The organism is Variovorax sp. RKNM96, assembly GCF_017161115.1.
Lineage (GTDB): Bacteria > Pseudomonadota > Gammaproteobacteria > Burkholderiales > Burkholderiaceae_C > Variovorax.
Map to the genome: position 1 here is coordinate 3,545,511 of NZ_CP046508.1, position 25,059 is coordinate 3,570,569.

General features: G+C 62.1%; 25 protein-coding genes. 14 read left to right on the plus strand and 11 right to left on the minus strand.

The features are described 5' to 3' along the window. Window positions 1-8 precede the first annotated feature (8 nt). From GNX71_RS16295 to GNX71_RS16310, 4 genes are all read left to right on the plus strand, one after another. A complete protein-coding gene (locus tag GNX71_RS16295; RefSeq protein WP_206179262.1) occupies window positions 9-815 on the plus strand; it encodes a TatD family hydrolase in 807 nt (268 codons plus the stop codon). After that, window positions 812-1,489, plus strand: coding sequence for an ankyrin repeat domain-containing protein (locus tag GNX71_RS16300; protein WP_206179263.1), 678 nt, complete (start codon window positions 812-814; stop codon window positions 1,487-1,489). Before GNX71_RS16295 ends, GNX71_RS16300 begins: the two co-directional genes overlap by 4 nt. Continuing rightward, window positions 1,483-1,692 carry a DUF4124 domain-containing protein gene (locus GNX71_RS16305; protein ID WP_206179264.1) on the plus strand — a complete coding sequence of 70 codons (210 nt, stop codon included), beginning with the start codon at window positions 1,483-1,485 and terminating at the stop codon, window positions 1,690-1,692. Before GNX71_RS16300 ends, GNX71_RS16305 begins: the two co-directional genes overlap by 7 nt. Before the next feature lie 111 nt (window positions 1,693-1,803). Further along, on the plus strand, window positions 1,804-2,268 hold the full coding sequence (locus GNX71_RS16310) for a DUF2726 domain-containing protein (RefSeq protein ID WP_241027291.1): 465 nt from the start codon (window positions 1,804-1,806) through the stop codon (window positions 2,266-2,268). A 1,288-nt stretch (window positions 2,269-3,556) separates the two neighbouring features. Here GNX71_RS16310 and GNX71_RS16315 read toward each other — a convergent pair. After that, entirely contained in the window at window positions 3,557-3,907 is a 351-nt protein-coding gene (locus GNX71_RS16315) for a hypothetical protein (RefSeq protein ID WP_206179266.1), read from the minus strand. Window positions 3,908-4,181: 274 nt separating this feature from the next. Between GNX71_RS16315 and GNX71_RS16320 the strand changes: the two genes are divergently transcribed. Genes GNX71_RS16320 through GNX71_RS16330 form a run of 3 tightly spaced genes read left to right on the plus strand, consistent with a single transcriptional unit; the run spans window position 4,182 to window position 8,108 of the window. Next, the gene (locus GNX71_RS16320; RefSeq protein ID WP_206179267.1) at window positions 4,182-4,877 is read left to right on the plus strand and encodes a 2Fe-2S iron-sulfur cluster-binding protein; all 696 of its coding nucleotides are present in this window, start codon (window positions 4,182-4,184) and stop codon (window positions 4,875-4,877) included. Continuing rightward, a complete protein-coding gene (locus tag GNX71_RS16325) occupies window positions 4,874-5,857 on the plus strand; it encodes a xanthine dehydrogenase family protein subunit M (protein ID WP_206179268.1) in 984 nt (327 codons plus the stop codon). The genes GNX71_RS16320 and GNX71_RS16325 overlap by 4 nt, the downstream gene beginning before the upstream one ends. Before the next feature lie 13 nt (window positions 5,858-5,870). Then, window positions 5,871-8,108 (plus strand): xanthine dehydrogenase family protein molybdopterin-binding subunit, encoded by a 2,238-nt coding sequence (locus tag GNX71_RS16330; protein WP_206179269.1) that lies wholly within the window; start codon window positions 5,871-5,873, stop codon window positions 8,106-8,108. Between the two features lie 27 nt (window positions 8,109-8,135). On the opposite strand, the gene GNX71_RS16335 is transcribed toward GNX71_RS16330, so the two are convergent. Beyond that, window positions 8,136-8,900, minus strand: coding sequence for an SDR family oxidoreductase (locus GNX71_RS16335; protein ID WP_206179270.1), 765 nt, complete (start codon window positions 8,898-8,900; stop codon window positions 8,136-8,138). Between the two features lie 34 nt (window positions 8,901-8,934). Continuing rightward, window positions 8,935-9,420 (minus strand): YetF domain-containing protein, encoded by a 486-nt coding sequence (locus GNX71_RS16340; RefSeq protein WP_206179271.1) that lies wholly within the window; start codon window positions 9,418-9,420, stop codon window positions 8,935-8,937. Window positions 9,421-9,689: 269 nt separating this feature from the next. On the opposite strand from GNX71_RS16340, the gene GNX71_RS16345 reads away from it, so the two are divergent. Further along, window positions 9,690-10,298, plus strand: a complete 609-nt coding sequence (locus GNX71_RS16345; protein ID WP_241027292.1) for a cysteine hydrolase — start codon at window positions 9,690-9,692, stop codon at window positions 10,296-10,298. A gap of 824 nt (window positions 10,299-11,122) precedes the next feature. Here the strand turns inward: GNX71_RS16345 and GNX71_RS16355 are convergent. Further along, window positions 11,123-11,548 carry a DUF2934 domain-containing protein gene (locus tag GNX71_RS16355; RefSeq protein ID WP_206179274.1) on the minus strand — a complete coding sequence of 142 codons (426 nt, stop codon included), beginning with the start codon at window positions 11,546-11,548 and terminating at the stop codon, window positions 11,123-11,125. A 368-nt stretch (window positions 11,549-11,916) separates the two neighbouring features. Beyond that, window positions 11,917-12,438: a DUF4142 domain-containing protein gene (locus tag GNX71_RS16360; RefSeq protein ID WP_206179275.1), complete on the minus strand. Its 522-nt coding sequence runs from the start codon at window positions 12,436-12,438 to the stop codon at window positions 11,917-11,919. On the opposite strand from GNX71_RS16360, the gene GNX71_RS33530 reads away from it, so the two are divergent. Then, window positions 12,428-12,817 carry a hypothetical protein gene (locus GNX71_RS33530; protein WP_241027293.1) on the plus strand — a complete coding sequence of 130 codons (390 nt, stop codon included), beginning with the start codon at window positions 12,428-12,430 and terminating at the stop codon, window positions 12,815-12,817. The two genes, GNX71_RS16360 and GNX71_RS33530, sit on opposite strands and share 11 nt — an antisense overlap. 159 nt (window positions 12,818-12,976) lie before the next feature. Here GNX71_RS33530 and GNX71_RS16370 read toward each other — a convergent pair whose 3' ends face one another. Then, window positions 12,977-15,409 (minus strand): catalase, encoded by a 2,433-nt coding sequence (locus GNX71_RS16370; protein ID WP_206179276.1) that lies wholly within the window; start codon window positions 15,407-15,409, stop codon window positions 12,977-12,979. A gap of 120 nt (window positions 15,410-15,529) precedes the next feature. Between GNX71_RS16370 and GNX71_RS16375 the strand changes: the two genes are divergently transcribed. Continuing rightward, window positions 15,530-15,721 carry a hypothetical protein gene (locus tag GNX71_RS16375; RefSeq protein ID WP_206179277.1) on the plus strand — a complete coding sequence of 64 codons (192 nt, stop codon included), beginning with the start codon at window positions 15,530-15,532 and terminating at the stop codon, window positions 15,719-15,721. 1 nt (window position 15,722) lies between these two features. Here the strand turns inward: GNX71_RS16375 and GNX71_RS16380 are convergent, their stop codons facing one another. Beyond that, entirely contained in the window at window positions 15,723-16,208 is a 486-nt protein-coding gene (locus tag GNX71_RS16380) for a hemerythrin domain-containing protein (RefSeq protein ID WP_206179278.1), read from the minus strand. Window positions 16,209-16,449: 241 nt separating this feature from the next. Next, window positions 16,450-16,755, minus strand: a complete 306-nt coding sequence (locus GNX71_RS16385; RefSeq protein WP_206179279.1) for a hypothetical protein — start codon at window positions 16,753-16,755, stop codon at window positions 16,450-16,452. 185 nt (window positions 16,756-16,940) lie between these two features. On the opposite strand from GNX71_RS16385, the gene GNX71_RS16390 reads away from it, so the two are divergent. Further along, window positions 16,941-17,312, plus strand: coding sequence for a response regulator (locus GNX71_RS16390; protein ID WP_206179280.1), 372 nt, complete (start codon window positions 16,941-16,943; stop codon window positions 17,310-17,312). Between the two features lie 19 nt (window positions 17,313-17,331). Here GNX71_RS16390 and GNX71_RS16395 read toward each other — a convergent pair whose 3' ends face one another. Both GNX71_RS16395 and GNX71_RS16400 read right to left on the minus strand, forming a co-directional pair. Continuing rightward, window positions 17,332-18,666, minus strand: a complete 1,335-nt coding sequence (locus GNX71_RS16395) for an Nramp family divalent metal transporter (RefSeq protein ID WP_206179281.1) — start codon at window positions 18,664-18,666, stop codon at window positions 17,332-17,334. Between the two features lie 113 nt (window positions 18,667-18,779). Continuing rightward, window positions 18,780-19,652 carry an SDR family oxidoreductase gene (locus GNX71_RS16400; protein ID WP_206179282.1) on the minus strand — a complete coding sequence of 291 codons (873 nt, stop codon included), beginning with the start codon at window positions 19,650-19,652 and terminating at the stop codon, window positions 18,780-18,782. A 248-nt stretch (window positions 19,653-19,900) separates the two neighbouring features. Here GNX71_RS16400 and GNX71_RS16405 point away from each other — a divergent pair, with 248 nt between their 5' ends. Together GNX71_RS16405 and GNX71_RS16415 are read left to right on the plus strand one after the other, a co-directional pair. Next, complete coding sequence (locus GNX71_RS16405) at window positions 19,901-20,164, plus strand: hypothetical protein (RefSeq protein ID WP_206179283.1); 264 nt, start codon at window positions 19,901-19,903, stop codon at window positions 20,162-20,164. 1,889 nt (window positions 20,165-22,053) lie between these two features. Next, on the plus strand, window positions 22,054-22,296 hold the full coding sequence (locus GNX71_RS16415) for a hypothetical protein (protein WP_206179285.1): 243 nt from the start codon (window positions 22,054-22,056) through the stop codon (window positions 22,294-22,296). Window positions 22,297-22,332: 36 nt separating this feature from the next. Here GNX71_RS16415 and GNX71_RS16420 read toward each other — a convergent pair whose 3' ends face one another. Continuing rightward, window positions 22,333-23,379, minus strand: coding sequence for a DNA-binding protein (locus GNX71_RS16420; RefSeq protein ID WP_206179286.1), 1,047 nt, complete (start codon window positions 23,377-23,379; stop codon window positions 22,333-22,335). A 115-nt stretch (window positions 23,380-23,494) separates the two neighbouring features. On the opposite strand from GNX71_RS16420, the gene GNX71_RS16425 reads away from it, so the two are divergent. After that, window positions 23,495-24,664, plus strand: coding sequence for a tyrosine-type recombinase/integrase (locus GNX71_RS16425; RefSeq protein WP_206179287.1), 1,170 nt, complete (start codon window positions 23,495-23,497; stop codon window positions 24,662-24,664). Window positions 24,665-25,059: the final 395 nt, after the last annotated feature.

The following is a 25,059-nucleotide window of genomic DNA, read 5'->3' on the forward strand; positions in this document are numbered from 1 at the left end:
CATTTCCGATGTTCACAGACTCCCATTGCCACCTGACCTTCCCTGAGTTCGCGGACCAGATGCCGCAGATCCGCGCCGCCATGGCCGCGGCCAAGGTCGACCGGGCCCTCTGCATCTGCACCAAGCTCGAGGAATTCGACGACGTGCAGGCGCTCGCCGCCAGCTACGACAACTTCTGGGCCAGCGTGGGCGTGCACCCCGACAACGAAGACATCGCCGAGCCCAGCGTCGAAGACCTGGTGCGGCTTTCGGCCCGCCCCCGCGTGGTGGCCATCGGCGAAACCGGCCTCGACTATTACCAGATGGAAGAGCGCAAGGGCGGCCGCAGCATCGCCGACATGGAGTGGCAGCGCGACCGCTTCCGTGTGCACATTCGCGCGGCGCAGCAGACCCGCAAGCCGCTCATCATCCACACCCGCGAAGCCTCGGCCGACACGATTGCGATCCTCAAGGAGGAGGGCGAAAACGGCTCCGCCGGTGCGGCAGGCGGCGTGTTCCATTGCTTCACCGAAACCGCCGAGGTGGCGCGCGCGGCGCTCGACCTGGGGTTCTACATCTCGTTCTCGGGCATCCTGACTTTCAAGAAGGCGCAGGACCTGCGCGACGTGGCCGCCTTCGTGCCGCTCGACCGCATGCTGATCGAGACCGACAGCCCCTATCTGGCGCCCGTGCCGTACCGCGGCAAGACCAACAATCCGTCGTACGTGCCCTATGTGGCGCAACAGATCGCCGAACTGCGAAACCTGCCCATAGAGGCCATCGCCAAGGCGACGAGCGACAACTTCGAAATGCTGTTCAGGGAAGTCACATCATGAAAAACTACTTTAAGAAGTCTATTTATCTCCTTGTCATTGCTGCATCTTTTGCAGCGCATGCAGGTTCGTTCGAAGACTTTTTCCGCGCCGTGCGCGGCGACAACGCCAGCGGTGTGCGCAGCCTGCTCAAGCGCGGTTTCGATCCGAACACCCGCGACGAAAACGGCCAGACCGGCTTGCTTATCGCGCTGCGCGAACCATCGCCGAAGGTCATCCAGGCGCTGCTCGAATCGCCGCAGCTCAACGTGGACATCGCCAACCCCAAGGACGAAACGCCGCTGATGCTGGCCGCCATCAAGGGCCAGCAGGATCTGGTCACCCAACTGCTCAAACGCGATGCCGCCGTCAACAAGACCGGCTGGACGCCGCTGCATTACGCGGCCACCAGCGGCCAACTGACGATCATGAAGGTACTGCTCGACAACTACGCCTTCATCGATGCGCAATCGCCCAACGGCACCACGCCGCTGATGATGGCGGCCATGTACGGTTCGGGCGAAGCCGTGAAACTGCTGCTGGCCGAAGGTGCTGACACAGCGATGAAAAATCAGTTGGGTATGACTGCGGTCGACTTTGCAAACAAGGCGAACCGTACCGAAGCAGCGCAGCTGATCACGGCGGCAATGAATGCCAAGGCGGGCCCGAAGCCGGTGCCGAAGGACGGCAAATGGTGAGATGGGGCGGCGTTGCGTTCGCACTCGGCCTGACGACGGTCGCGTTCGATGCAGCGGCCCAGAACTCGATCTACAAGTGCATGCAGGGCGGCAAGATCACGTACTCGAACGAGCCCTGTCCCGACGCGAAGAAGATCGAGATCAAGCAGACCAAGGGAGTGAACTACGAAGGCAGAGGATCTGGAAATTCGCCCAGGCGTTGAGGGCTGAATCCATCGCTTTGCAGGCCCGGCAAAACGTCAAGAAAAGGGCGCCTGCGCACTCGTGCGAGACTCTGTAGAGAAGGAGAAGCAGAGATGAATACGTTCCTATTCATGGTCGTTTTGCTGGTTGTCGGCGTGCTGGTGTTTCTGGTCGTGGCCAAGAAAAGGTCGGAGCAAAGCACCAGCAACTTCGTCGACAAGCCCAAGGCCCGTGCGCCACTTACTGCACGCGAGCAGGCGATGTACAACCGCCTCGTGCAGACGCTGCCGGATCTTGTGGTGCTTCCACAGGTCAGCTTCGGCGCCTTGCTCACGGCCCGCACGCGCGCGGCGCGCAGCACCTTCAGCCGCAGGATCGCGGACTTCGTCGTGTGCGATCGCTCGTTCAAGGTCGTGGCCGTGGTCGAGCTCGGCGACAAGAACCAGAAAGACAAGGCCCGGCGCGATCCGGACCGGGATGCGATGCTGATCGAAGCCGGATATCGCGTGCTGCGGTATCAGCGCGTGCCGGACATCGGACGCGTGGAAGCGGATTTCGATCCTTCGTTGGCGTCAGTCAGCCCGATGGGGTCTTAAGCGCATTTTCTTGCGCGGTTCCCAGAATGGAGGGTTCCGTAAAAAGAACACAATGTGCATTATGTTAAATGAACTATCTGCCCATTGGGCTGCAAACGTGGACAGATGGGTGAAGCAATTGATTTGACAAACGCGAAGTAAAGCCCTGACGGGTTCTCACCACCCGTTGGTGTCGGTTTTCATCGGGAATGGAATTTTTTCACTCGGAACGCTTACGCCCTCCGGCCTTTCCCGCTGTGCGAGGCGCCGAATTGCCGCTTGATGGCTGACCATCCCAACGCGGGTAGTCAAGTCGGAGAGCCGCTCGACCAGGACCGCTAGGTCCTCGACCTTCTCTCCTGGCTCAACATCAAACCCTCACAAGCCGGCATGAATGGCGCTTGCTGCCGACGGGTCTGCGATGTAATGGATAGATGATTTCGAGCGGAACCCGCGCGGGAGCGGAATGCCGTGACTCCAGCTGCAGAGGTCAATTCGCTAAAATAGATACCCATGTCATCTCGTCCACAGCAACTACGGTTGTGGAACGCGGAACTGGCAGCGGCGCGAAAGCGTCGTGAAGACTCAGCTCAGCGAGGTGGCCCGAATGGGCAGCTGATCTCCGCGAAAGCGGACCCTCGTGACCATTCCTTAAAAGGGCTTCATTCGGAGCCCTTTTGTTTTTCAGCTGCATCCACAGCTGCCCAAAGGTATCTAAGCACGCTCCTTGTCAGATCTGAAATCGAGGGGCCGATTGCTCAGCTTACGCGCGCGGCGACCACCAAACAGTCTCAGTGGTGGTTGAGTTCACCGGCGCGTCGATCGTCGCTCAACCGGTGCAAGACCGGCACGCACTCTCAAATCGTTTAACTCGGCCCAGGCGGTGCCTTCAATCCATTCCCTCAGGTCAGGACTGCCGTCCTCGAGGAGGGCATCCATGATGTTGGGCCGACAGTCGAATGTGTCGACGGCGTACTCTAGCCAACTGGCATAGCCGTCCGGCGGCTGCCGATGGCGTGCGCTTCCTGGGAGTGTCTCTTTGTGCCTTTCACTCATTGCCAAACTCCTTCGCGCTATGGGACCCACGATTCAGGCAGTCGTCGACGGGCCTGATGCATCTCGCCGCGCTTTACCCGTTCTAGATTTCGTTGTGATCGCACTGGCGAGCAGGCCGCACGTAACTTCATGCGCCCTTTCCTCCGCCACTAACCGATCTCGAAAGTCGTCGCAGGCTTGTCTAGTGAAGCGGGCATCCGCCTGCAACTGCGAAAACTCCACAGATTTTGCAGCAAGCTCGCCGCGAAGCTGCTCAGACAACCTTCTCGGCCGCGCGCAGTGAACCGCGCTCAGCCTCCAGTTTCAAAGCGCCCTCCTCTTCGTTGCGACCTCGCAGCTTCTGTTCCTTGGCGAGTTCGGCGGCCGCTTGGCGGGTTGCCAGACGCTCGCGATCAATGTCCCCCAACAACCGGTGTTCGCGCGCGGTGTGCCGCGCCTCGATCTCCTTGATGGCCTCCTCACGCGCGACCGTCGCGGCTCGATGTTCGACCCGCTGCGCTTCATGCAGTGCCTGTGCGTGCGCAAGCAAGTCTCGAAGCCGGCGGATCTCGCTTTGCGCGCTATCTGTCGCGGTGTCAAAACAATAGATGCCTTCGAAGTCCATGCCTGTCTCCTTTTGTCCTTTTGTGCGGGTGTGCCCCATCTCCAACACGGTGTTTTTGTTTTGGTGCGGGAGAAATTCAGCGCCCACGGTAGCTCCCGGCGATGGATTTGTGCGCATGTTCAAGCAGGAGCATGCCTACTTTTCCTACGCACGAGAGCTCTGCGGATCGCCGTCGGCGCGTGCCTACGTCACGACGGCGCGATGACGCTGGCGCGCGGCAAAACGCCGTTCCTAGGATTTCCACATTGCGCCTGATGCGCTCGGAGATCCCCACATGAAATTCGAAGGTCATACAGACAAAGACAGCGCGGATGGTGCGAGCGATGGCGCGGGCCATCTCACTCGCCGGGCCATCTTCCAGTCGGGCGCAGCGCTCGCAGGTGCCCATACGCCATTGATGGCGCACGCGCAGGCCACGCCCACGGCGGCGCCGGTGGCCGCCGAGCCTCCGCCTCAGCGAATGCAGGTGCAGTTGCAGATCAACGGCCAGCCGCATCGCCTGGAAGTCGACACCCGCACCTCGTTGCTCGACGCCCTGCGCGAAAACCTCCACATGACCGGCTCGAAGAAGGGCTGCGACCACGGCCAGTGCGGCGCATGCACGGTGCTGATCGAAGGCCGTCGCACCAACGCCTGCCTCACGCTGGCGGTGATGCACGACGGCCAGTCGGTCACCACCATCGAGGGGCTGGCGCAAGGCGACACGCTGCACCCGATCCAGCAGGCCTTTCTGGACCACGACGGCTTCCAGTGCGGCTACTGCACGCCGGGGCAGATCTGCTCGGCCGCCGGCATGCTGGCCGAGGTGAAGCTCGGCATGCCCAGCCATGTCACGCGCGACCTCGCGGCCGGTGCCGTCACGCTGACCGAGGCCGAGATTCGCGAGCGCATGAGCGGCAACCTCTGTCGATGCAGCGCCTACCCGAACATCGTCGCGGCGATCAAGGACGTATCGGGGGCGCGGTCATGAAAGCCTTTACCTACGAACGCGCCGACACGCCCGCCGCCGCAGCGGCCGCGGCCGCCCGCCCCGGCGCGCGGATGATCGCCGGCGGCACCAACCTGCTCGACCTGATGAAGCTGCAGGTCGAGACGCCGGTGCACCTGGTGGACATCAACCGCCTGGGCCTGGACCGCATCGAGCCCAGCGAGAACGGCGGCCTGCGCATCGGCGCGATGGTGCGCAATTCGGACCTGGCCGCGGACCCCCGTGTGCGCCGCGACTACGCGGTGCTGAGCCGCGCGCTACTCGCGGGCGCCTCGGGTCAGCTGCGCAACAAGGCCACCACCGGCGGCAACCTGCTGCAGCGCACGCGCTGCTACTACTTCTACGACACCGCCCGCCCCTGCAACAAGCGCCAGCCCGGATCCGGCTGCTCGGCGCTGCAGGGGTTCAACCGCATTCACGCAGTGCTGGGCACGAGCGATCAGTGCATTGCCACTCATCCGTCGGACATGGCGGTGGCCATGCGCGTGCTCGATGCGCAGGTGGAAACCGTGGTGCCCGGCGGCACGCGCCGGGTGATTCCGATTGCCGATTTCCACCGCCTGCCCGGCAACACGCCGCACGTCGACACCAACCTGCAGCCCGGCGAAATGATCACTGGCGTGACGCTGCCGCCGCCCCTGCCGGGCCAGCACGTGTACCGCAAGGTGCGCGACCGCGCCTCCTATGCCTTCGCGCTGGTGTCGGTGGCGGCCATCGTCGATGCCGGTGGAGGGCGCATCCGCTCGGCGCGCATGGCGTTCGGCGGCCTCGCGCACAAGCCGTGGCGCGTGGAGGCGGCCGAGGCCCGCCTCGCGGGCACCGTGCTCGACGAGACCACCGTCGACGCGGCGGCCGACACCGTGCTGGCGGGCGCACGCGGCTTCGGCCACAACGACTTCAAGCTCCCGCTGCTGCGCCGCACGCTGCAGGTCACCATCAACGAAGCCGCCCGAGCCGCCTGAGGAGAAAAACGCCATGGAAATGACAACACCCACCGGCCGCAACCCGATCGACGAGAACCGCAGCGGCCTCATCGGCAAACCCATCGACCGCGTCGACGGCCGCCTCAAGGTGACCGGCAAGGCGTCCTACGCCTACGAGGTGCAGGAGGCGCCGGGCAAGCCGGCCTACGGCTTCATCGTCGAGGCCACCATTCCCAAGGGTACGGTCGTCGACATCGATGCATCCGCCGCCGAGAAGGCGCCCGGCGTGCTGCTGGTGATGACGCACCACAACGCGCCGAAGCAGGCGCCCTGGGGCCCCATCGATGCCAAGGACCGCTTTGCGCGCTCCTCGCCGCAACTGGCGAGCAACCGCGTGCGCTACTACGGCGAGGCCGTGGCCTTCGTGGTGGCCGAGAGTTTCGAGATCGCGCGCTCGGCCGCCAGGCTGATCCGCATCCGCTACGACACCGAGCCCGGCGAGTACGACATGGCCGCCGCGCGCGGCAAGGCTGAGAAGCCCAAGGACGACGAGATGCAGAAGGCCGACAGCCGCATCGGCGATTTCGATGGCGCCTTCGCCGCCGCGCCAGTGCAGGTCGATGCGACCTACACGACGCCCTATCACATCCACGCGCAGATGGAACCGCACGCCACCGTCGCCTGGTGGACCGGCGACCGCGTGACGGTGCACTGCGCCTCCCAGTTGCTGGAAAGCGCGCAGAACGCGGTCGCCAACACGCTGCAGATCCCGCCCTCGAAGGTGCGCATCGTGAGCCGCTACATCGGCGGCGGTTTCGGCGGCAAGCTGCCGATCTATGGCGACGTGATGCTCTCGGCCATGGCCGCGCGGCAGCTCAAGCGCCCGGTGAAGACGGCGCTCACGCGGCAGCAGATGTTCCACTTCACCACGCACCGCAGCCAGACGATCCAGCGCCTGCGTCTGAGCGCCACGCCGGACGGCAAGCTCACCGCCATCGGCCACGACTCGCTCTCGCACAGCGCGCGCTTCGACGATTTCTACGAAACCGCCAGCACCCAGACGCGCTCGCTCTACGCCGCGCCGAACCGCCTCACCACCCACCGCGTGGTCAAGCTCGACCTGCCGATTTCGGACTCCACGCGCGCGCCCGGCGAAGCGGTCGGCATGCTGGCGCTGGAGCAGGCCATGGACGAGCTGGCCGAGAAACTGAAGCTTGACCCGATCGAGCTGCGGCTGCGCAACGAACCCGCCATGGACCCGGAGAAGAACATTCCCTTCTCGACCCGGCAACTCGTGCGCTGTATGAAGGAAGGCGCCGAGCGCTTCGGCTGGAGCCGGCGCAATGCGGTGCCGGGCGCGGTGCGCGAAGGCCGGTGGCTGATCGGCATCGGCTTTGCCGCCGCCACGCGCAGCAACCTCCTGATGGACGCGAAGTGCAGTGTGTCGCTTGATCGGCAGGGCGTGCTCACGGCGCGCATGGCCATGACCGACATCGGCACGGGCAGCTACACGGTGCTCACGCAGATCGCGGCCGAGATGCTGGGCCTGCCGGTGCGGAACGTGCGCATGGAACTCGGCGACAGCGACTTTCCCGAAACACCTGGATCGGGCGGCTCGTGGGGTGCGGCGAGTGCGGGCTCGGCCTTGTTCGACGCCTGCACCCAGCTGCGCGAGCAGGTCGCGCGCCGGCTCGGCGCGAAGCCCGACGAGGTGGTGTTCGCTGATGGCCGCGCCACCGCCGGCGCGCGCTCCGAGGCGCTGGGAGCCCTGGCCGGCACCATCGGCCTGCGCGCCGACGGGCAGATCAAGAAGGGCGACATGGCCAAGAAGTTTTCGCAGCAGGCCTACGGCGCGCACTTTGCCGAGGTGGCGGTCGACATGGACACCGGCGAGATCCGCCTGCGCCGCATGCTCGGCGTGTTTGCCGCGGGCCGCATCCTGAACATGAAGACGGCCACCAGCCAGGCCACGGGCGCCATGATCTGGGGCGTGGGTTCGGCGCTCTTCGAGGACGCGGTGATCGATGCGCGCTACGGCGCGTTCGTGAACCACGACCTCGCCGAATACCACGTGCCCGCGCACGCCGACATCCCGGCTGTCGAAGCGGTGTTCCTCGACGAGGTCGACGACAAGACCAATCCGCTCAAGATCAAGGGCGTGGGCGAGCTCGGCATCTGCGGTGCGGGCGCGGCGGTGGCCAATGCGGTCTACAACGCCACGGGCGTGCGCATTCGCGACTACCCGCTGACGCTCGACAAGGTGCTGGGGCTGCAGGCGCGGCAGGCCTGAGAGCCCTTTGCTTTCAGGTCGCGCGCGCTACGCCATGTTGGGCTGGCCGTTGGAGGCCATGAGCCCGCCATCGACGGGAAGCGCGACGCCGTTGACGAAGCTCGCATCGTCGCTCGCCAGGAAGGCGACGACGGATGCGATCTCCGATGGCTCGGCGCCGCGGCCGAGCGGTATGCGCTCCTTGAACCTGGCCATGAGCTTGCGGTCGCTCTTCATGTCGGCGGTCATCGGGGTGAAGGTGAGGCTCGGGCAGACGGCGTTCACCCGAACGCCGTCGCGGCCATGGTCGAGCGCCAGCGCCTTGGTGAAATTGACGATGGCGCCCTTCGACGCGTTGTAGAAGCCCATGCCCCAGTCCCCGCCGAGGCCCGACACCGAGCCGGTGTTGACGATGCAGCCCTTGCTTTCGATGAGGTGCGGCATGGCGGCGCGGCAGCCGTGAAAAACGCCGCCCACGTTGGTGGCCATGATCTTGTCCCAGCCATCGAGCGGTGCTTCGGTGACTGTCCCTTCGACGGCGATGCCCGCGTTGTTGAACAGCACATGCAGCGCGCCGAAGCGCTTGATGGTGGCCGCCACGAGCGCCTGCACCTGCTTGTAGCTGGACACTTCGGTCACCTTGACCAGCGTGCGCTCGGGCGGCAGGTCGCGTGCCACGCGGTCGAGCTTGGCCTTGGTGTTGCCGGCGAGCACCACGCTTGCGCCCTCCTGCGAGAAGCGGCGCGCGGTGGCCTCGCCGATGCCCGAACCTGCTCCGGTGACGATGACGACGCGGTCTGTGAAGCGTTGCATGGGAATCTCCTGAGAATGGATTGACGGCCCGGCCTCAATGGCCGTATTTGCGGACACTGAGTTCGCCGTCGCTTTCGAGCCGTGCGATGCGCACTTCAGACAGCTCGCCGATGCCCTTTTCCCTGAGCTTGGACATCAGCTCTTCGATGGTGATGAGTTCGCGCCGTAGCGTCCGATGGACGATGCGGCCATGCCTGACCAGCGGCTCGGCGGGGGCCTCGATAAAGCGCGAGACAGCTGGCGAGTGGAAGCTGGCCCAGTCGAGCAGATAATTCCATCCCACCAGCGTCGAGATGAGCACCAGGCCGTCGGTCACGGTCTTGTATTCGCCCTGCATGGCGTTGCTGGAGGCGTCGGCGATCAGCACGACGAAGAGCAGGTCTGCCACGCCGAGCGACCCGACGTCGCGCCGCAACAGGAAGCGGAATACGAGCAGCAAGAACCAGTAGATCAACGTCCCCCTGAGCACCATGTGCCAAGGCGGCATCTCCATGCGAAAAAGCTCTGACAGTGAATCCATTGGGAGCCTCGGCGTTCTTTCTGTTTGCGCTTTACGAAGCTGCACACGTTGCATCGCGCGCGGGCAGCCGGGTGTAGGTCGGCGTAACCAATGCAGGCAGGAAGCCTTTGGCCCATGTGCGGTGCTGTCGGACGAAACCGCAAGATGCGCCGGCGAACTTTCGCAGCCGCATCGGCGATGGAAAAATGCTGTTCATGGCTTCCCGCCCTTCTCGCCCTTCCCGCTCTTCTCGCCCTTCCCGCTCTTCTCGCCCTTCCCGCTCTTCCGGTGTGCTCGCCCGCGAAAACGCAGCTGGCCACACCGCACTGCTGATCATCGACATGATCAACTGCTGGGACTTTCCCGATGCGGAAAAGCTGCTGCCGCGCGCTGCGGCCATTGCGCCACGCATCGCCGCGCTCAAGGCCCGCTGCCGCAAGGCGAGCGTGCCGGTGATCTATGCCAACGACAACCGCGGCCGCTGGCGCTCGGACTTCCCGGCACTGGTGGGGCTGTCGCTGGGCCAAGGAGGTGCGGGCGCCGCGATCACGAGCGCGCTGCAGCCCGACGCCGATGACTACTTCGTGCTAAAGCCCAAGCACTCGGCGTTTTTCGGCACGCCGCTCGAATTGCTGCTGCAGCACCTGAACGCCCGCCGCCTGGTGGTTACCGGCGTGGCCAGCGACCAGTGCGTGCTCGCGACCACCATGGAAGCGGTGATGCGCGACCTTGCGGTGGTGGTACCGCGGGATTGCGTGGCTTCGCAATCGGTAGCGCGTAACGACACGGTGTTGCGGCAGTTAAAGAAGTACCAGAACCTGCCCACGACGGCGTCGTCGCGCATCCGGCTGGTTCCGCACCGGTCAGGCGCTGCCAAGGCCGACAAGGGCCGGCGCTGAACATGTTCCCGCACATACAGATCGAGGGACAGCCGTGATTCCTGAAAAATTTGCAGGATCGTACTTAACTCTTTGATTTAAAGAGGTTTCCATTTCCATCTAGCAGCTTTTGGCAATAGCGCTGGGATGGAACGTCGTGGATAAAAGGCCAAGCCGGTGGACCCTGGACCCACCTCTCCATTCCCGGTAGCTTGATAGCCGATGGGCAGGATGTCGGACAGGAATAGCATCTGCTCGTCGACCAACCTTGGCGGGCGTAAAGATGCGAAAAGCCGAAAAGGTCGGCGCCGCCCGCACCGAGGATGGCGCGCGCCCGGGGGGTGAGTGGTCTTGCAGGCAGCGAAGAGCGTCTTGCTGCAGAAGAAGCACTGGCCGCAGGCGATCGTGAACAGCACCACCACCCGGTCGCCTTTCTTTAGTCGCGTCACACCCTTGCCCACCTCCTCCGCTATGCCATGAACTCATAGTCAAGACATCGCTCGATGCCCCCGTCGGAATCTTGTCGCGGAAGATATGCAGGTCGGAGCCGCAATGGCTGTGGCTGTCACTCGCAGCGCGACATCATTCTTCTTGTTCCAGCACGGGGGCGGGCACGGTCTCGACGCTAACGTTTTTGTAGGATTGGTAGTAGTGCTTTCATGATGCTGGCTTCTGGCACAGATGAATTTGAGGCAGAGCGGTCATTGCGCCGGAAACGAAATTTTGAGGTTGACGTTGACCGGTATGAGGAGCGCAAGCTATGGCGACGCGTGCTACGCCAAAGACGAGCTAACTTACTCAGATACCGGCATCGGCTGACCGCCTTAGACTTCGGCTATCGAGATCTACCGGGTGGGAACCTTTGAACCGGATTGGCGATCAATTTGCGCCTCGGCTTCAAGCCAATCTTCTGTTTCGTGACCTTCTGCGCCGCCTCGGCGTTCATAGGCTTCGTACGCTGCCCGCCGAATCGCTTCATCGCGAGAGTTGAGCTCAGGGGCAGGCATGCTCTGCGCCGGCTCTGTCGGTTCTCGATTGGTCTGCGGTGTCAGATCCTCGGTCAGGCCAAACGCGGCAGAGTCGTCATGTTTCGTGCTATCGACGTTCTTTCGCTTGAGCTGCATGCGCTCATTCGGGGGCGGACCGGAAACGTCTTCGCCGACGAAATTCTTTTTGCCGGAAAAGCTCTCGCCGGCGCCCATGTTGTCCACCCCGCCGCTGGTGGCAGGGCGGGTTCCATCGCCCGAAGCTGCAATTGGTCTGTCAGTCATTGGGTGCTCCTGAACTGATTGTGGTGTTTTAAGCGTCGAGACTATGAATTTGTACTTGCGTAGGAGCACTTCCGCATCGGTTGTCTGTCATGGCGCAACAGTGTCCCGGCCTCTCGAATTGCGAACTGTTCACCGATAACGCTGGGAACAGCACGGAACCGCCGATGATCGATTCGGACGGGTGAAGCAGACGAAGCCAAAGTGCTTGAGTCGACCTGGTCGGACGGGCCGGCGCTCGGTGGTTCGATTCCGCGCATTTAGCGGCAAGACAGCGCCACGCGATGCCTCGTACGCAATCCGTTAGAAGCCTACCGTGGGCCGTCGCTCGCACATCTGCCTCCAACGGCCGCACCGAATGTGTGGGACGTTTATTTTTTCGCCGTTTTGACCGCAAGATCCTGTGCATGTTTGAGGTGTCCCTGAACGACAGGAAGCATCTTCGTGGCCAACGCCTTCACGTCGGCGTCTTTGGCGTCAGCTTGCGTCTTCTTGAGCAGTTTCTCCGTGGCTTCATGGTCGCCGACGCCAGCCTGTTTCACGTAGCGCGAATCGAAGAGGTCGCCCTTGAGCGCCTTGAATTCGAGCATCACGGCCTTGTGCTTGACATCGGGGCTGTCGGGCAGCTCGACCCCCTTGGTGGAGGCCAGCGCTTTGACGTCCGAAAGGCCCTCGCCATGGTCGTCGACCATCATCTGCGCAAATTTCTTGACGTCGCTGTTGGTGGTCTTCTCAACGGCCAGCTTGCCGGTCTCGACCTCGGCGATGTTGGCCTGCGCGATGTCTTTGAGCATCGAGGCGTCTGAAGCCTCGAGTTTGTCGGCCGCCCAAGCTTGGTTGCCAAGGGCCGCTATAACGGCGGCTGCCGCAAGCAGATGTCGAGTGAATCTCATGAAGTGCTCCTGGGTAGTTGAAAAGGGCTTCAACATTCGCATGAGCGGCCTGCAAGCGAGTGTAGGAAAAAGCCAGCGAAACGATGTTCGAAGTTCATCTGCGCCCCACCTTTTGGCCACCTTGAAGGAATGGTCGCTACTCTATTTCGTCAAGCTATATTCGAGCAAAACTGGAGGATCACGGATGCCTACCTCTCGCGAAACGCGCTCGGTCGCAAAGCTGGCTTGGGAGGCCGCGTTTGAGCGCCTCGGCAACGCACTGCGTCCTCCCGAGGGCTACCCCGAACCCACTCCCGAGCAACTCGCGGAATGCTATTGGAATGCGCAGGCGCACCTGGAACAACTGCGGGTAGCGTTCGACATCCAGCCCTTGCGATGAAGAGCGACTGCGTCATTCCGGTGACCGTGAGCGAGGCCACACCAAGCGGGCATTGGGCCACCCAGACGGCAAGCCCTGGCGCTGAAACTGACGCCTGGACCTGTCGCCAAAGGCTGGTGCCCCAGCACGCCCGTGACAGGCGGCCGGCGCACTCGAGAATCAGACCTTGGGTGGATCGTTTTCCCGTCCAAAGTGCCGATGCGCACCCATCGCGGCAATGAACGTGGTGATCGCATCGTCAGCCGCGACTGCATCCGCCAGGACGAGTCCAGGATCCGTCGAACCATCAGGCAGTGTCATCGGAATCTGCGCTTGAGCCAGCAGTGCTTCTGATGCGCCGAAGGCCAGAATGGTCTTGCAGTGCCAGTACTGGTCGCGAAGGAACTCAAGCGTGTGGGCATCCCGGTCAAGGGCTTCCACTGCTGCTTGGCCATCTGGCAGCACGAGCGCATCGAACAGGAAGCCAGGCGAATTTTCCATCGTCGCGTCTGCCTCGAATTTCTCGCCGCCGGCGCCGGTGTATGTACCCAGGCGAGCGGCCACGAGACGAGGCACGGCCCCTGCGGCCACCAGCGCCGACACCAACTTCTGCAACGAGCTGCCATCGACGCCATGGTCGATCAGCACCGCGACCTTGCGGGTCCGGATGCCACCGTCGCCCGGTCGGGCCGTCAAAGACAGCGCCGTCGACGTATCCACCTCCGGTACGGAGGCCTGTTCCAGCGCCTTGGGCAGGGGCGCTGGCAGTTCCATACCTAGGTCCTGCGCCAGGCGCTGTGCGAGGTCAGGCGCCGCATTGAGCAGGCTGGCCACCACGCGTTGGCGGATCGCCGGAACTGTGACCTTGGAGAGCTCGAAGCGGAAAGCGTTGCCGATGTGCGCCTTCTCTACTTCCGTCTGGCTTTCAAAGAACAGCTTGGCTTGTGTGTAGTGATCGGCAAACTTTTCGGGCTTGATGCGCAGCTTGTCCGCACTCTCTTTTGCATCCAGACGTCTCGCCACGCTGGCAAAGCCTTGGGCCGCGCCAGCCTGGAAGGGGCAGCCGCCAGCGAGTGAATTCGGCTCGTAGGCAACGCGGCCGCGGTTGATGGCTTGCCGGTGCATGCCGTCGCGCTGGTTGTTGTGTACCTGCGCGATCGGCGCGTTGATCGGTAACTCGTGAAAGTTGGGCCCGCCAAGCCGGGTAATTTGCGTATCGACGTAAGAGTGGATGCGGCCGGCCAACAGAGGATCGTTGGTGAAGTCCAGCCCGGGGACGATGTGGGCTGTGCAGAACGCAACCTGCTCTGTCTCGGCGAAGAAGTTGTCGGGGTTGCGGTTGAGCACCATGCGGCCAACGATCTGCACGGGGACCAGTTCCTCGGGAATGATCTTGGTGGCATCCAGAATGTCGAAGCTGAACTGCTCGGCCTGTTCCTCGGTGAAGATCTGAAGGCCGAGCTCCCATTCCGGATATTCGCCCGCTTCAATTGCTTCCCAGAGATCGCGTCGGTGAAAATCCGGGTCTGCGCCGGAAATCTTCACCGCCTCTTCCCACACCAGCGAGTGCGTGCCGAGCTTGGGTTGCCAGTGGAACTTGACGAGAAAGCTCTCGCCGGCCTCGTTCACCAAGCGAAAAGTGTGCACGCCGAAGCCTTGCATCATCCGGTAGCTGCGCGGAATGGCCCGGTCGGACATCTGCCACATCAGCATGTGCGTGGACTCGGGCATCAGCGAAACAAAATCCCAAAACGTGTCGTGGGCACTCGCTGCCTGCGGCATCTGGTGGTGCGGCTCGGGCTTGACCGCATGCACCAGATCCGGAAACTTCATTGCGTCCTGGATGAAAAAGACGGGCATGTTGTTGCCCACCAAATCCCAGTTGCCTTCGTCGGTGTAGAACTTGACCGCGAAGCCGCGCACGTCGCGCGCCGTGTCCTTGGATCCGCGTTCTCCCGCCACCGTAGAGAAACGCACGAAAACCGGAGTGATCTTGCCGGCCTCTTTGAAAGGGGCGGCTTTGGTGAACTTGGTCAGAGGTTCGTAGCACTCGAAGAAGCCGTGCGCGCCCGAACCGCGTGCATGCACGATGCGTTCGGGGATGCGTTCGTGATCAAAGTGGGTGATCTTCTCGCGCAGGATGAAATCTTCGAGCAGCGCCGGCCCTCGTGCACCGGCTTTGAGCGAGTGCTGGTTGTCAGCCACAGGCACGCCTTGGTTGGTGGTCAGCGTCTGCCCGCTTGAATCGACGCGCACCCGGTCCAGCGTGTCGATTGTCGCGTTAACGCCTTCGCGCGCGACGGTGCCAGTCTTGCTGGAAAAATTCTCCTCTGACAACGTACTGGCGCCGGGCAGCGTGGAAGGCGGTTCGACAGTGGCTCCCGGGGGCGTCGACGCCGCATTTTCTTCGCCGTACTCCGCTGGCTTGTTGGGGTTCGCCGGCATGCCGCCGGCAAGCTTTTGCGTGTCGATGGCCTTCTGTGCCGGTGGATCTCCTTTGCCCGCGGCGGGTGGCGCGGGGTTTGCGGGCGCGCTGTCGGTGTTGCGTGCCGCTGCACGGGCTGCGTCGAGCTCGGCAGGTTGTGATGAGGAAGCAGACGGTTTTTTCGCCATGGGTCTCTCCTAAATAAAGGAGACCGAGGCTAGGAGTCGTGCTCAGGCCCCGATGTAGGAAAAGAGCGCATCGACGGCGCAACCGTTGAGACCACAGCGCCAAGCCGTGCTGCCAACGACATGCATTCCTTCGCACTCATCAAGATTTTGCTGACGACGGAGTTTGCGGGATGGGCCGACGGCCAGAATTCCAGCGACGGGTCTGAGCTCGAAGTCGTCAGAAAGCCGTATCGCCTCACGGATCTGGCGCGGCGAGTGCGAATGGTCCTTAACAGCCCGACCGGCAATTCCAGCGTCTGCCGCGGCACATGAGTTAGGCGGTGGCAAGCTCGTCCATCAACTCTTCTTTGCGAGCGGCCAGCAGATCACGCATGCCTGCGAGATCGAGTTTTTTCGTGGCCCGCGCCTTGACGAAGATTTCGTTGCGCTCTTCCTTGACATGGTGATCGATGTATTCGCCCAGAACAATGACCTTGGCATCGAACATGTCGTCGACATCGCTGGCGTCTTGAATCTTGGCGATCAGATCCTTGGCGCTGGCATGCTCGACCTCCGCCTCGTCCAGCAGGTCTGTTTCCTTGATCGCGGCTCGCAGCGCTGGATAAAAAATTTCTTCCTCGATCTGAGCATGGACGGTGAGCTCAAGGCAAATCTGGTTGGCTAGGTCGCGCTTCTTCTGCTGGTTGCTGGCAGCGCGAGAGTTGGTCAAGGTCTCGTAGTCTTTGAACATTTTTTTGACGTTGCGATGGTCCGCGTCCAGCAGGCTGCAGGCGTCCGGCGTTGCTCGTTGAGTAGGCATCTTTTTTAACTCCGTTTCGTGATGGGGAATTCAAAGATGCGCAATTGCTCAATGGATGTGCGTCAGACGAAATCGCGATGACGGATAAGAAACATCGCGCGAGCTGGGCAAGATCGAACCGTATGCCGGGCGCTCGAAGCTTTTACAACGGGTCAAGCACGACGCTTCGCGCGGTGAGCTAAACATTCTGCCTAATCGACTGAACTCCTTGGCAGCACTGTTGCCGCTCAGCCAACCGGCTCTAGCGCGTCTGCGTTCGGCGGCGAGAATTGCGTTTGGCAACTTCTCGCGCCATGGAGTCATTTACTTTCTTGAGCGTTTGACTGGATTCGCTCAACTGTTTTTCGAGCTGACCGGTGTGTGCAACCGCCTGGTCGACGTCAGGAGCAAGGGTCTTTTTTGGTACGGCACTGTCCAGCACCGCATGGACGACAGCCAGTTCATCAGCCACCTTTTGGACTGCTTTCGTTGCCTGCTGGTTGTCCTTCAGCGCCTTGGCCAAGGCTTCTGCGCTGTCTAAACCGGAAGTTGAAGTCTGGTCTGGCATGGGAAAGTGCCCTCGAATCACAGGTCACAGGATGTTAACGGTAATCGAATGTAGGGCGAGATACGGGACGTAACTTGAGCTTTTGGCCTACAAGTGTGCGGCGAGCGAATCGCCTTAATCGTCAAAGCCGTGTTCCTGGACCTAGTCGGTATCAGGCATGGCGATGACTCGACGGGCAAACTGCCATGACTCTCGCCACTGTATTGGTTGAAGACAGCAAAACCATTCGAGACAATTTGATTCCCGCGTTGGCCGAACTCGCCGATGCAAAGGTAGTTGCCGTGGCTGAAACTGCGCAAGAGGCCATAGCCGTTTTTGAGAGCCTTGCTGACGGATGGCAGCTGGCGATTGTCGATCTGTTCCTGCGCGCTGGATCCGGGCTGGAGGTGCTTCGCGTCTGCCAGGTTCGGCAGCCGGGCCAGAGGGTCGTCGTCCTCACCAACTATCCGACCAAGGAGATGCGGCGTCGAAGTCTGGCGCTGGGTGCGGATGCAGTTTTCGATAAATCGAGGGAACTCGATCTATTCTTCGATTGGTGCAGCCGGTCGGGCTCGTGATCCTGAGCGATTTCTTCACTCATGAAGAAATCAGGCTGGTGGCGATAAAAGCAATCGCTGCCACGGCCATTGCGGCCGTTGCAGTCCAACCCAAAATCCGCCATCGCAGCGGCAAAGACAGATTTCCCATGAGGCGACGGCTGCTCGCCGCCAGCATGACGCCGACCATGATGGGCACCGACATCAGCGAATTGATCACCGCCGCCCACACCAGCGCTTTCATGGGATCGATGCCCACGAGGCTGATGCCCATCCCGCACACCATGGCTGCCGCGAGGATCGCGTAGAACGCTGGGGCCGCGCCAACCGGTTTCTCGAGCCCGCGGCGCACCTTCAGGAACTCGGCGCACGCGTAGGCAGCGGAACCGGTTAGGACCGGCAATGCGAGCAGTCCCGTTCCCAGAATGCCGAGGGCGAACAACACGAACGCCGCATCACCCGCGATCGGCCTCAGTGCCTCTGCAGCCTGGGCGGTTGATTCGACATACAGCTTGCCATCTGCATGCAGCGTGGCGGCTGCAGCCAGAATCATGAAGAACGCGATGGCGTTGGAAAAGCCCATTCCGAGCCAGGTGTCGAGCCGGAGCCTCCGCAATTGCGCCGGTGCCTGGTCGGGAGCCTTTCTGAGCGGTTGGTCTTTCTGGACCCGCTCGATCTCCTCGACCTCTTGGGCGGCCTGCCAGAAGAAAAGGTAGGGACTGATGGTTGTTCCGAGAACTGCCACGATCATTTTCACGGTCTCTGAGTCCCAATGAACGCGCGGAACCAAGGCGCCCGTCAATGCCGTCGCCCAGTCCACGTGTGCGACCAGGGCAACACCCACATAAGCAAGCAAGGACAACGTCAGCCACTTCAGGATGCGCACGTAGCGACGGTAGGGAAGCCAGGCTTGCAATCCCAGGGAGATCGATCCGAACGCCAGCGCGTACAGGGCCTCCGGCCCCCCGATCGCCAGCCGTACGACTTCCGCCATGGCGCTGAGATCCGCCGCGAGGTTGATGATGTTGGCGATGAGCAGGAACACGACAGCCAATGCCACCACGGGGCGCGGCCAGAGCGCGGCGAAAGCCGAAGTCAATCCTCGTCCCGTGGTCCGACCGATGCGTGCGCTGGCAAGCTGGATGCCGACCATCAGCGGGTAGGTCACCAGCAGCGTCCAGCCCAGGCCGTAGCCGAAACGTGCGCCTGCCTGGGTATAGGTTGCAATGCCGCTGGGATCGTCGTCGGCCGCGCCGGTGATCAGGCCCGGGCCGAGTTTGCTCCAGACGCTCTGCTTTTTCCCCTCCGCATCCTCGTCTGGCGTCGCATCAGACCCTTGGCTTGTGGCCGCGCTCGCAGCCAACGGGTTGTCCATAGTGCCCCCCATATGTGTAAAAGAAGCTGCTTCTCTAGGACGCGGCCATCGAGTTGGCGCCGTCTCTATGGCCGAGGCGATGCCCGAACAAGGCTAGGTCGCCAGAAGACAACTCAGATAAAGGGCACACCGCCGGTGACAGGAATGGTCGCTCCGGAGATGTAGCTCGCCTGGTCCGACGCGAGCAGCACATACACCGCCTGCAATTCGGCGGGTTGGCCAGGCCGCTTCATGGGTGTCTGCGTCCCGAACTCCCTGACCTTGTCGGGCGGCATCGTCGAGGAGATCAACGGCGTCCAGAAGGGCCCTGGGGCAACACAGTTGACTCGGATGCCCTTGTCGGCAAGCAACTGGGCCATGCCGCCTGTCATGTTCTGGATGGCGCCCTTGGTGGCCGCATAGGCCACCAACGTCGCGTTGGGCTTGTCTGCGTTGACCGAGGCGGTACTGATGATCGAGCTGCCCGGCTTCATTCGCGCAGCGGCCGCCTTGCAGAGAAAGAAATTGGCATAGACGTTGGTTCGAAAGGTTCTGTCGAATTCTTCCGATGTGATCTCGTCCAGGCCTTTGTGCGCCATCTGAAAAGCCGCGTTGTTCACCAGGATGTCGAGCTTTCCAAAGTGTTCAATCGCAGTGTCAACCAGGTGGCGGCAATGCGCTTCCTCGCAGATGCTTCCGGGCACTGCGACGCAGACACGCCCTTCCCTTTCAATCAACTGCTTCGTCTCCTGTGCGTCCGACTCCTCTTCGGCCAGGTACGAGATGAGTACGTCTGCGCCTTCTCGCGCGAACGCGAGGGCGACAGCACGTCCGATGCCGCTGTCGCCGCCCGTGATCAGCGCCGCCTTGCCGTTGAGCTTGCCGCTGCCGACGTAAGACGCCTGTCCGAAATCCGGGCGAGGTTCCATGCGGGATTCCAGGCCGGGAGGCTCCTGTTGAGGAGTGGTGAATGGCGGCTGGGCGCCAGCTTCCTTGGGATGAGTCATGACCGCTCCTTTCAATGTCAAGGGACGGGTGTTTGTCCTCGCCGAAGGCGCAGCCAGATGTAGGAGAGTTACTTCCGGCGTGTGGGGGCAGTGCGCATGATCGTGAGCGCGACTTACTGACAGCGCTCGGTTCGTCATCCGCTCTCTTCTAGGCTCACCAAAGCCAGGTTTTCTAGAGGTGAAAGAACGCTCAATGCGTGATATTGTTCACATAAACATCCACGCCGTGACAGTGCTGCTTCCTTCCGATGTCAGATATTCCGACCAAGCGAGAGTCCCTCGGCGAATGGGAACTCTATTTCTTCCTCTCGGGGCCCACGGACGAGGGAGTCTTTGTGGGCTCTGCCGAAGTGCATCAAGGTCGGCGGATGTTTTGCAAACTCGTCAGCGTCAAGCCTCAAACAACGGCGGAGGCTGCAATTGAAGCGCTGCGCCACCAGTGCGCCACCTGGATCGATGAATGGTCCACTCGCGCACATTCCGCCCATACCGGCCCTGCACCGTTGCAATGATGCGAGCATGCCAAGAGAGCCGCAAATCGTGGGTCAAGCCGGGACACAGCCAGTTTTTAGCTCGTAAGTGGCAAATCATTTAAGGGGCTGGCTAGGTCGGCCCGCAGCCACGCGGGATTGCTCCCTTGCACTGATCCCAAAGCCCTAGAAAGTTCAATCGGCGATGCGCCACGCGGAATCGGCCCCCGCCTGATAGGCGCCCTATGACTTGGAAAAACCGAGCGGCTCTGATTCATTTTTATCGTGAGCCCTGCCCGCGCTGTCGCGAATGGCCTGGTCATACGTCATCTTGCCCTCGACCACCGCTGCGGCGTCCGCTAGAAATCGAGGTGTTGGTTCGTGGCCCGAAATCCGGGTGTTTGCAAGAGCCTGGGCCATTGCATCACGGCGCTCCTCCTTTGTGCTCAAGGCAACACCTCAGCCCCAAGAGGATGCCAAGCCATCACCTCTCCACCGTGCAGTTTTGGATTGAACCTTTCAAGCAAGTTCTCCAGCGTACGTGCCTCGATCCGAGGTCGGGATAAAACGCCGGCCCCCCGCGGCCGCGAAGCGGGGCTAGGCACCTTCTTCTGACTTGCTTTCTTGGTCATGCTGATGATTTTCCTCCTGCAGTGCTCCTCGCAGTCAAGTGGAAGTCAAGCCGGGATACGGCCAGTTTTAGCTCATAAGCGGTTAAGTCATTAAGAATGACTTGTTTATGCGACCACACATGGGCACGCGGTATCGGCCCCCCCCTGACAACCGCGTGATCGCCGCTCTATGTCTGGGGAAGTCCCGATGGCTCTGAGCCATTGCGACTACGAACTCTCGCCGCGCTGTTGCGAACGGCTTGGTCATAAATCATCGTGCCCTTAACCACCGCCGCGACGTCTGCCAAAAATCGTGGTGTAGGTTCATCGGCCGTGATGAGTTCCGGAAGTGCGCCCCCTGATCAGAGTGGCGGAGTGCGAACTTTTGGGCAATTGACTAGCGAAGCGGCGGCGAGCAATCTGCCGTCTAGGGTGCCACATGTAGAAGGAGGACTCTGCAATGCTGGATGGCTTTCGATTGTTCCGCGCTCGAACGGTTCTTCTCCACTCGAATGCACTCGCACTGATGGCTGTACTGGTCTCCGTGTGCTCCTGGCTCACATTCTGGTTCGGTGAGTGACTCTGCTGCCTTGGTTTTACCAATCTTGCTTTAGATCCTCCGACCTGGGTTCATCGGCTGAGTCACGGAGCGAAATACCGTGGTTCTGCAGGTGGTCACAGGACATGTCCCATGTGTCTATGCTCGGTACCTGATGGGACGACAGGCCGCGATGTCGTGTCACCACAATCCGCTCCTCGTAGCGTCCGGCAGATCTCTCTGGGTGGGGGCGGAATGCCGTGATCGGTGCACTCCCACGCGCCGCCAACCCTGCTTGGGTAAACTCACCGCTCCAACACCATTCAAGTGCACATGATCGGCTGGTACCTTGCCATCTATCAGCAGACCCCCATCGAGCGCTTGGCGTCCCATGACCCCACCACGCTGCTCGCATGCTGGGAAGCCGGCGTTGGTGGCCTTGCGTGCCTGGACAAGCTGGTGGCCGAAGGCAGGGCCGAGCGTCTTTCTCGGGACGGATACCCGTCGAGATACACAGCTCGAGCCGCAGACGTACTTCCCCTGATACTCGCGGGCCCTCCGCCCCACACCGGTCCCCTCATCATTGGCGAAAACTACATACGGCCATCAGGCTGGATGGCACATCTGCGCATCGAACAGCCCAAGTTGAATGCATGTCCGGCTGAACAGATTCTGACTATCGACGCCTGGGATCAAAGTTAGCGATCGACGGTGCGCTTCGTGCCGTTTCCTCGGCGCGGAATTGATCTGGCACGGTTTGTCGAGTACCGTCCGAGCGTCGGATGTTCCGGCTCACAAAGGTATTTCTCTTCACTATCCAAAAACCACTGCCTCCGCCCAATGGCTACAACAGCTGGCTCGACTACGCAGTCGAAGCATTCAGCACCCGGCAGGCCTGGCTTGAAAGCCTCTGGGAAACCTGGGCCGATGACACTGCGGTCGAACTCGACCGCGAAGAAATCCGCGAGTCTGCACGCCTGGAACTGCGCGCTCTGCGCAAGGCGGCCGCAGCAGCCGATCCATGAGTACGGAACGCTGCCGCGCACATTGCATTCACCGCGCTATCGAGTCTTTCGCGCACCGGCCTTGGCGGCCTTTGACGGTGGTCCCTCTTGCGGCGGCACCGGTTCCGACGGCGAGAGCCGCTCCAGCAAGGCGCGCAGCGTCTGAGCTTCGGCTTTGAACTGCATCGCTTCTTGTTGAGCCACTGCGAACCGTTCCCGCGTCGCTTGAAGATCATTAACGAGACTTCGATTGCTGGCCGTCAGCTCTCGTTGCGAATCCTCGGCCGCATCGGCCCTGACTTGCAGTCGCGTGACGGCGTCGGCCTGAATCAACATGCTCTCGCGATGACGGCCCTCGGTCTGTGCCAATTGGCCGCGCAGCGCCTCGAGCTGCTTGTCGGCCTTGATCCGGGCTTGACGCTCTTGGTCAATTTCCAGCAGCGCGCGCCGCTCGGCGGCATCCGAACGGCCGTTCGCGACGTCCACGGCCTCTCGTGCCTTGGCCAACTCGGCGCTGAAATCCGCCCGGACGCGCTCCTGCTGGTTGCGCGTTTCCTCGAGGTGGCGCTGCAGCTCCTGCAGCCTTGCCAAGGCGCCGGCATGGCCACGCCGCTCTGCCTCCAGGTCCGTTTGCCGTTGCTGGAGCGATTCCTGGGCCGCGCTCAGTTGCTGCCGCAGGGTATCGGCGCTGGCCTGCGCCTCCGATGCGGCCTGGCGGGCTCGAGCTTCCTCGCCCTGGGCTTGCTCGACCGCAGCCTGGTCCTCGAGGCGCAGCGCCGCGAGTTCGTGGCGCGCGGCGGCGGTAGCCTGCCGCCATAGATCGGCGATGGCTTCCGCTGCGCTCGTCTTGAGTTCGGGCGGCAGATCCGGGTGGTCGATTTCGACGCGCGCCTTGCTACGCAGGTCTTCCCAGAACTTGGCGAGCGCCTCCGCCGGCGCGCTCATCGAGCCCTTGCGAACGAACTGGTACAGCTTGCTCGCCGTGGGAGTGATGCCATAGCGAAAGAACAGCAACGCGCAAACCTCGCGATAGAGGTCTTTCGTTTCCGTAAATCGCCCCCTGAGGGCTTCGATGTCGCTCTGGAGTTCGGCTTCAGTAGTCATAAATAAATAATACAACGTAATACGTTGAATTTATTGAGTTAACTTAAAGTCTATGGACATAAGTCTTCTAATGTCCATAGACTTGGTCATGTTCTTCTTTGGCGCGTAGCTCCGCATGAATGCCCTCGTCAGCTTGGATCAGATGATGGTGCCGACCCATCTGGATGGCAGCTGCGGCCGCAATCGCGCCAGTTCGCGATCGCAGTTGGGTGCGGTCGACGACCGCTCGGCTGTTCTGGCCTGGCTGGCCCGCTACGCCGATTCACCCGCCACGCTCGCCAGCTATCGCAAGGAAGCCGAACGCCTCCTGCTGTGGTGCGTCCTGGAGCGCGGCGCAGCCCTCTCGGACCTTGTGCACGAGGATCTGCTGCTCTACCAGCGCTTTCTCGGGGACCCTCAGCCGGCCCAGCGCTGGGTCATGGAGCCGGGCCAGAGGCCGGGACGCAACTCTCCGCGCTGGCGACCCTTTGCAGGCCCGCTGGGGCCTTCGAGCTTGCGTCAGGCGCTCTCGATCCTCAATGCCATGTTTTCGTGGCTGGTGGAGGCCGGGCACTTGGCCGGTAATCCGCTGGCGCTGAGTCGGCGCAGGCGCCAGCACGCTGCACCTCGGGTGAGTCGCTTTTTGCTAGAGGAGCATTGGAACGTGGTGAAGGCCACGATCGAAGCGATGCCTGTTGCCAGTGAACGTGAAAGGCTGCACGCATCGCGCTGCCGATGGCTGTTTTCACTGCTCTATATCGGCGGACTGCGCGTGTCCGAGATCTGCGATGCGAGCATGGGTGGTTTCTTCAGCCGGCGCGGCACCGACGGGCGCGAGCGCTGGTGGCTCGAAATCACCGGCAAAGGCAGTAAGACCCGTCTGGTGCCGGCCACCGGCGAATTGATGACCGAGTTGATGCGCTACCGCAAAGTTCATGCGCTGAACGTACTTCCACAGGAGGGCGAAGGCATCCCGTTGGTGATGACGCTGATCGCCCCGATCAAGCCGATGGCACGAAGCGCCATCCACGAGCTCGTCAAGGGCGTGATGCACGCCGCCGCGGACGCGCTACGGCAGCGTGGCTCTGACTTCGAAGCTGCGGCCATCCATCTCGAGCAGGCCTCGACGCACTGGATTCGCCACACCGCCGGAAGCCATTTGAGTGAAAAAGTCGACCTGAAAGTGGTCCGCGACAACCTGGGCCACGCCAACATCAGCACGACCAGCATCTATTTGCACACCGAAGACGATGCCCGTCACGATGCAACCGCGGCCGGGCATCGGGTTGGCTGGCGCACGCAGTAAGGGCTCGTCCCTCGGCGGCCTCCAACACAGTCGCCAGGGCCACGCACCGGCGCAGCGCGTATTGAGGGACGATGCGCGGGCAGCCTCGTCGGCGGCTGTCTCAAAAGCTGCTGACGCGGCCGCCCTGTGAGTCCCAGAGGTCAACGATGACGTCCTCGGGCGCCTCCGAGGACGTCGAGCACTTGGCCGCGCGGCGAGACTGACGAAGCCTGCCGGATAGCGCGCAGCGCATCCCGGGCGATAAGGTACGCCTCGATCTGTTTTTCGCTCAAGAAGGGCTTGCCGGCGCCTCGGCTCATCGCCGTGCGAATCCGCCCTTCGTTCCCCGAGAGGGAAGAGCCAAACCCTGAAGACATGATCAACTCCTTTCTCTAAGTTCCGAGGATTTGCAGGGA

Excerpts from the sequence above, each read along its gene's own strand:
- GNX71_RS16295 (WP_206179262.1), top strand. The coding sequence starts at position 9 with ATGTTCACAGACTCCCATTGCCACCTGACCTTCCCTGAGTTCGCGGAC.
- GNX71_RS16300 (WP_206179263.1), top strand. The coding sequence starts at position 812 with ATGAAAAACTACTTTAAGAAGTCTATTTATCTCCTTGTCATTGCTGCA.
- GNX71_RS16305 (WP_206179264.1), top strand. The coding sequence starts at position 1,483 with ATGGTGAGATGGGGCGGCGTTGCGTTCGCACTCGGCCTGACGACGGTC.
- GNX71_RS16310 (WP_241027291.1), top strand. The coding sequence starts at position 1,804 with ATGGTCGTTTTGCTGGTTGTCGGCGTGCTGGTGTTTCTGGTCGTGGCC.
- GNX71_RS16315 (WP_206179266.1), bottom strand. The coding sequence starts at position 3,907 with ATGGACTTCGAAGGCATCTATTGTTTTGACACCGCGACAGATAGCGCG.
- GNX71_RS16320 (WP_206179267.1), top strand. The coding sequence starts at position 4,182 with ATGAAATTCGAAGGTCATACAGACAAAGACAGCGCGGATGGTGCGAGC.
- GNX71_RS16325 (WP_206179268.1), top strand. The coding sequence starts at position 4,874 with ATGAAAGCCTTTACCTACGAACGCGCCGACACGCCCGCCGCCGCAGCG.
- GNX71_RS16330 (WP_206179269.1), top strand. The coding sequence starts at position 5,871 with ATGGAAATGACAACACCCACCGGCCGCAACCCGATCGACGAGAACCGC.
- GNX71_RS16335 (WP_206179270.1), bottom strand. The coding sequence starts at position 8,900 with ATGCAACGCTTCACAGACCGCGTCGTCATCGTCACCGGAGCAGGTTCG.
- GNX71_RS16340 (WP_206179271.1), bottom strand. The coding sequence starts at position 9,420 with ATGGATTCACTGTCAGAGCTTTTTCGCATGGAGATGCCGCCTTGGCAC.
- GNX71_RS16355 (WP_206179274.1), bottom strand. The coding sequence starts at position 11,548 with ATGACTGACAGACCAATTGCAGCTTCGGGCGATGGAACCCGCCCTGCC.
- GNX71_RS16360 (WP_206179275.1), bottom strand. The coding sequence starts at position 12,438 with ATGAGATTCACTCGACATCTGCTTGCGGCAGCCGCCGTTATAGCGGCC.
- GNX71_RS16370 (WP_206179276.1), bottom strand. The coding sequence starts at position 15,409 with ATGGCGAAAAAACCGTCTGCTTCCTCATCACAACCTGCCGAGCTCGAC.
- GNX71_RS16375 (WP_206179277.1), top strand. The coding sequence starts at position 15,530 with ATGCATTCCTTCGCACTCATCAAGATTTTGCTGACGACGGAGTTTGCG.
- GNX71_RS16380 (WP_206179278.1), bottom strand. The coding sequence starts at position 16,208 with ATGCCTACTCAACGAGCAACGCCGGACGCCTGCAGCCTGCTGGACGCG.
- GNX71_RS16385 (WP_206179279.1), bottom strand. The coding sequence starts at position 16,755 with ATGCCAGACCAGACTTCAACTTCCGGTTTAGACAGCGCAGAAGCCTTG.
- GNX71_RS16390 (WP_206179280.1), top strand. The coding sequence starts at position 16,941 with ATGACTCTCGCCACTGTATTGGTTGAAGACAGCAAAACCATTCGAGAC.
- GNX71_RS16395 (WP_206179281.1), bottom strand. The coding sequence starts at position 18,666 with ATGGACAACCCGTTGGCTGCGAGCGCGGCCACAAGCCAAGGGTCTGAT.
- GNX71_RS16400 (WP_206179282.1), bottom strand. The coding sequence starts at position 19,652 with ATGACTCATCCCAAGGAAGCTGGCGCCCAGCCGCCATTCACCACTCCT.
- GNX71_RS16405 (WP_206179283.1), top strand. The coding sequence starts at position 19,901 with ATGTCAGATATTCCGACCAAGCGAGAGTCCCTCGGCGAATGGGAACTC.
- GNX71_RS16415 (WP_206179285.1), top strand. The coding sequence starts at position 22,054 with ATGTTCCGGCTCACAAAGGTATTTCTCTTCACTATCCAAAAACCACTG.
- GNX71_RS16420 (WP_206179286.1), bottom strand. The coding sequence starts at position 23,379 with ATGACTACTGAAGCCGAACTCCAGAGCGACATCGAAGCCCTCAGGGGG.
- GNX71_RS16425 (WP_206179287.1), top strand. The coding sequence starts at position 23,495 with ATGAATGCCCTCGTCAGCTTGGATCAGATGATGGTGCCGACCCATCTG.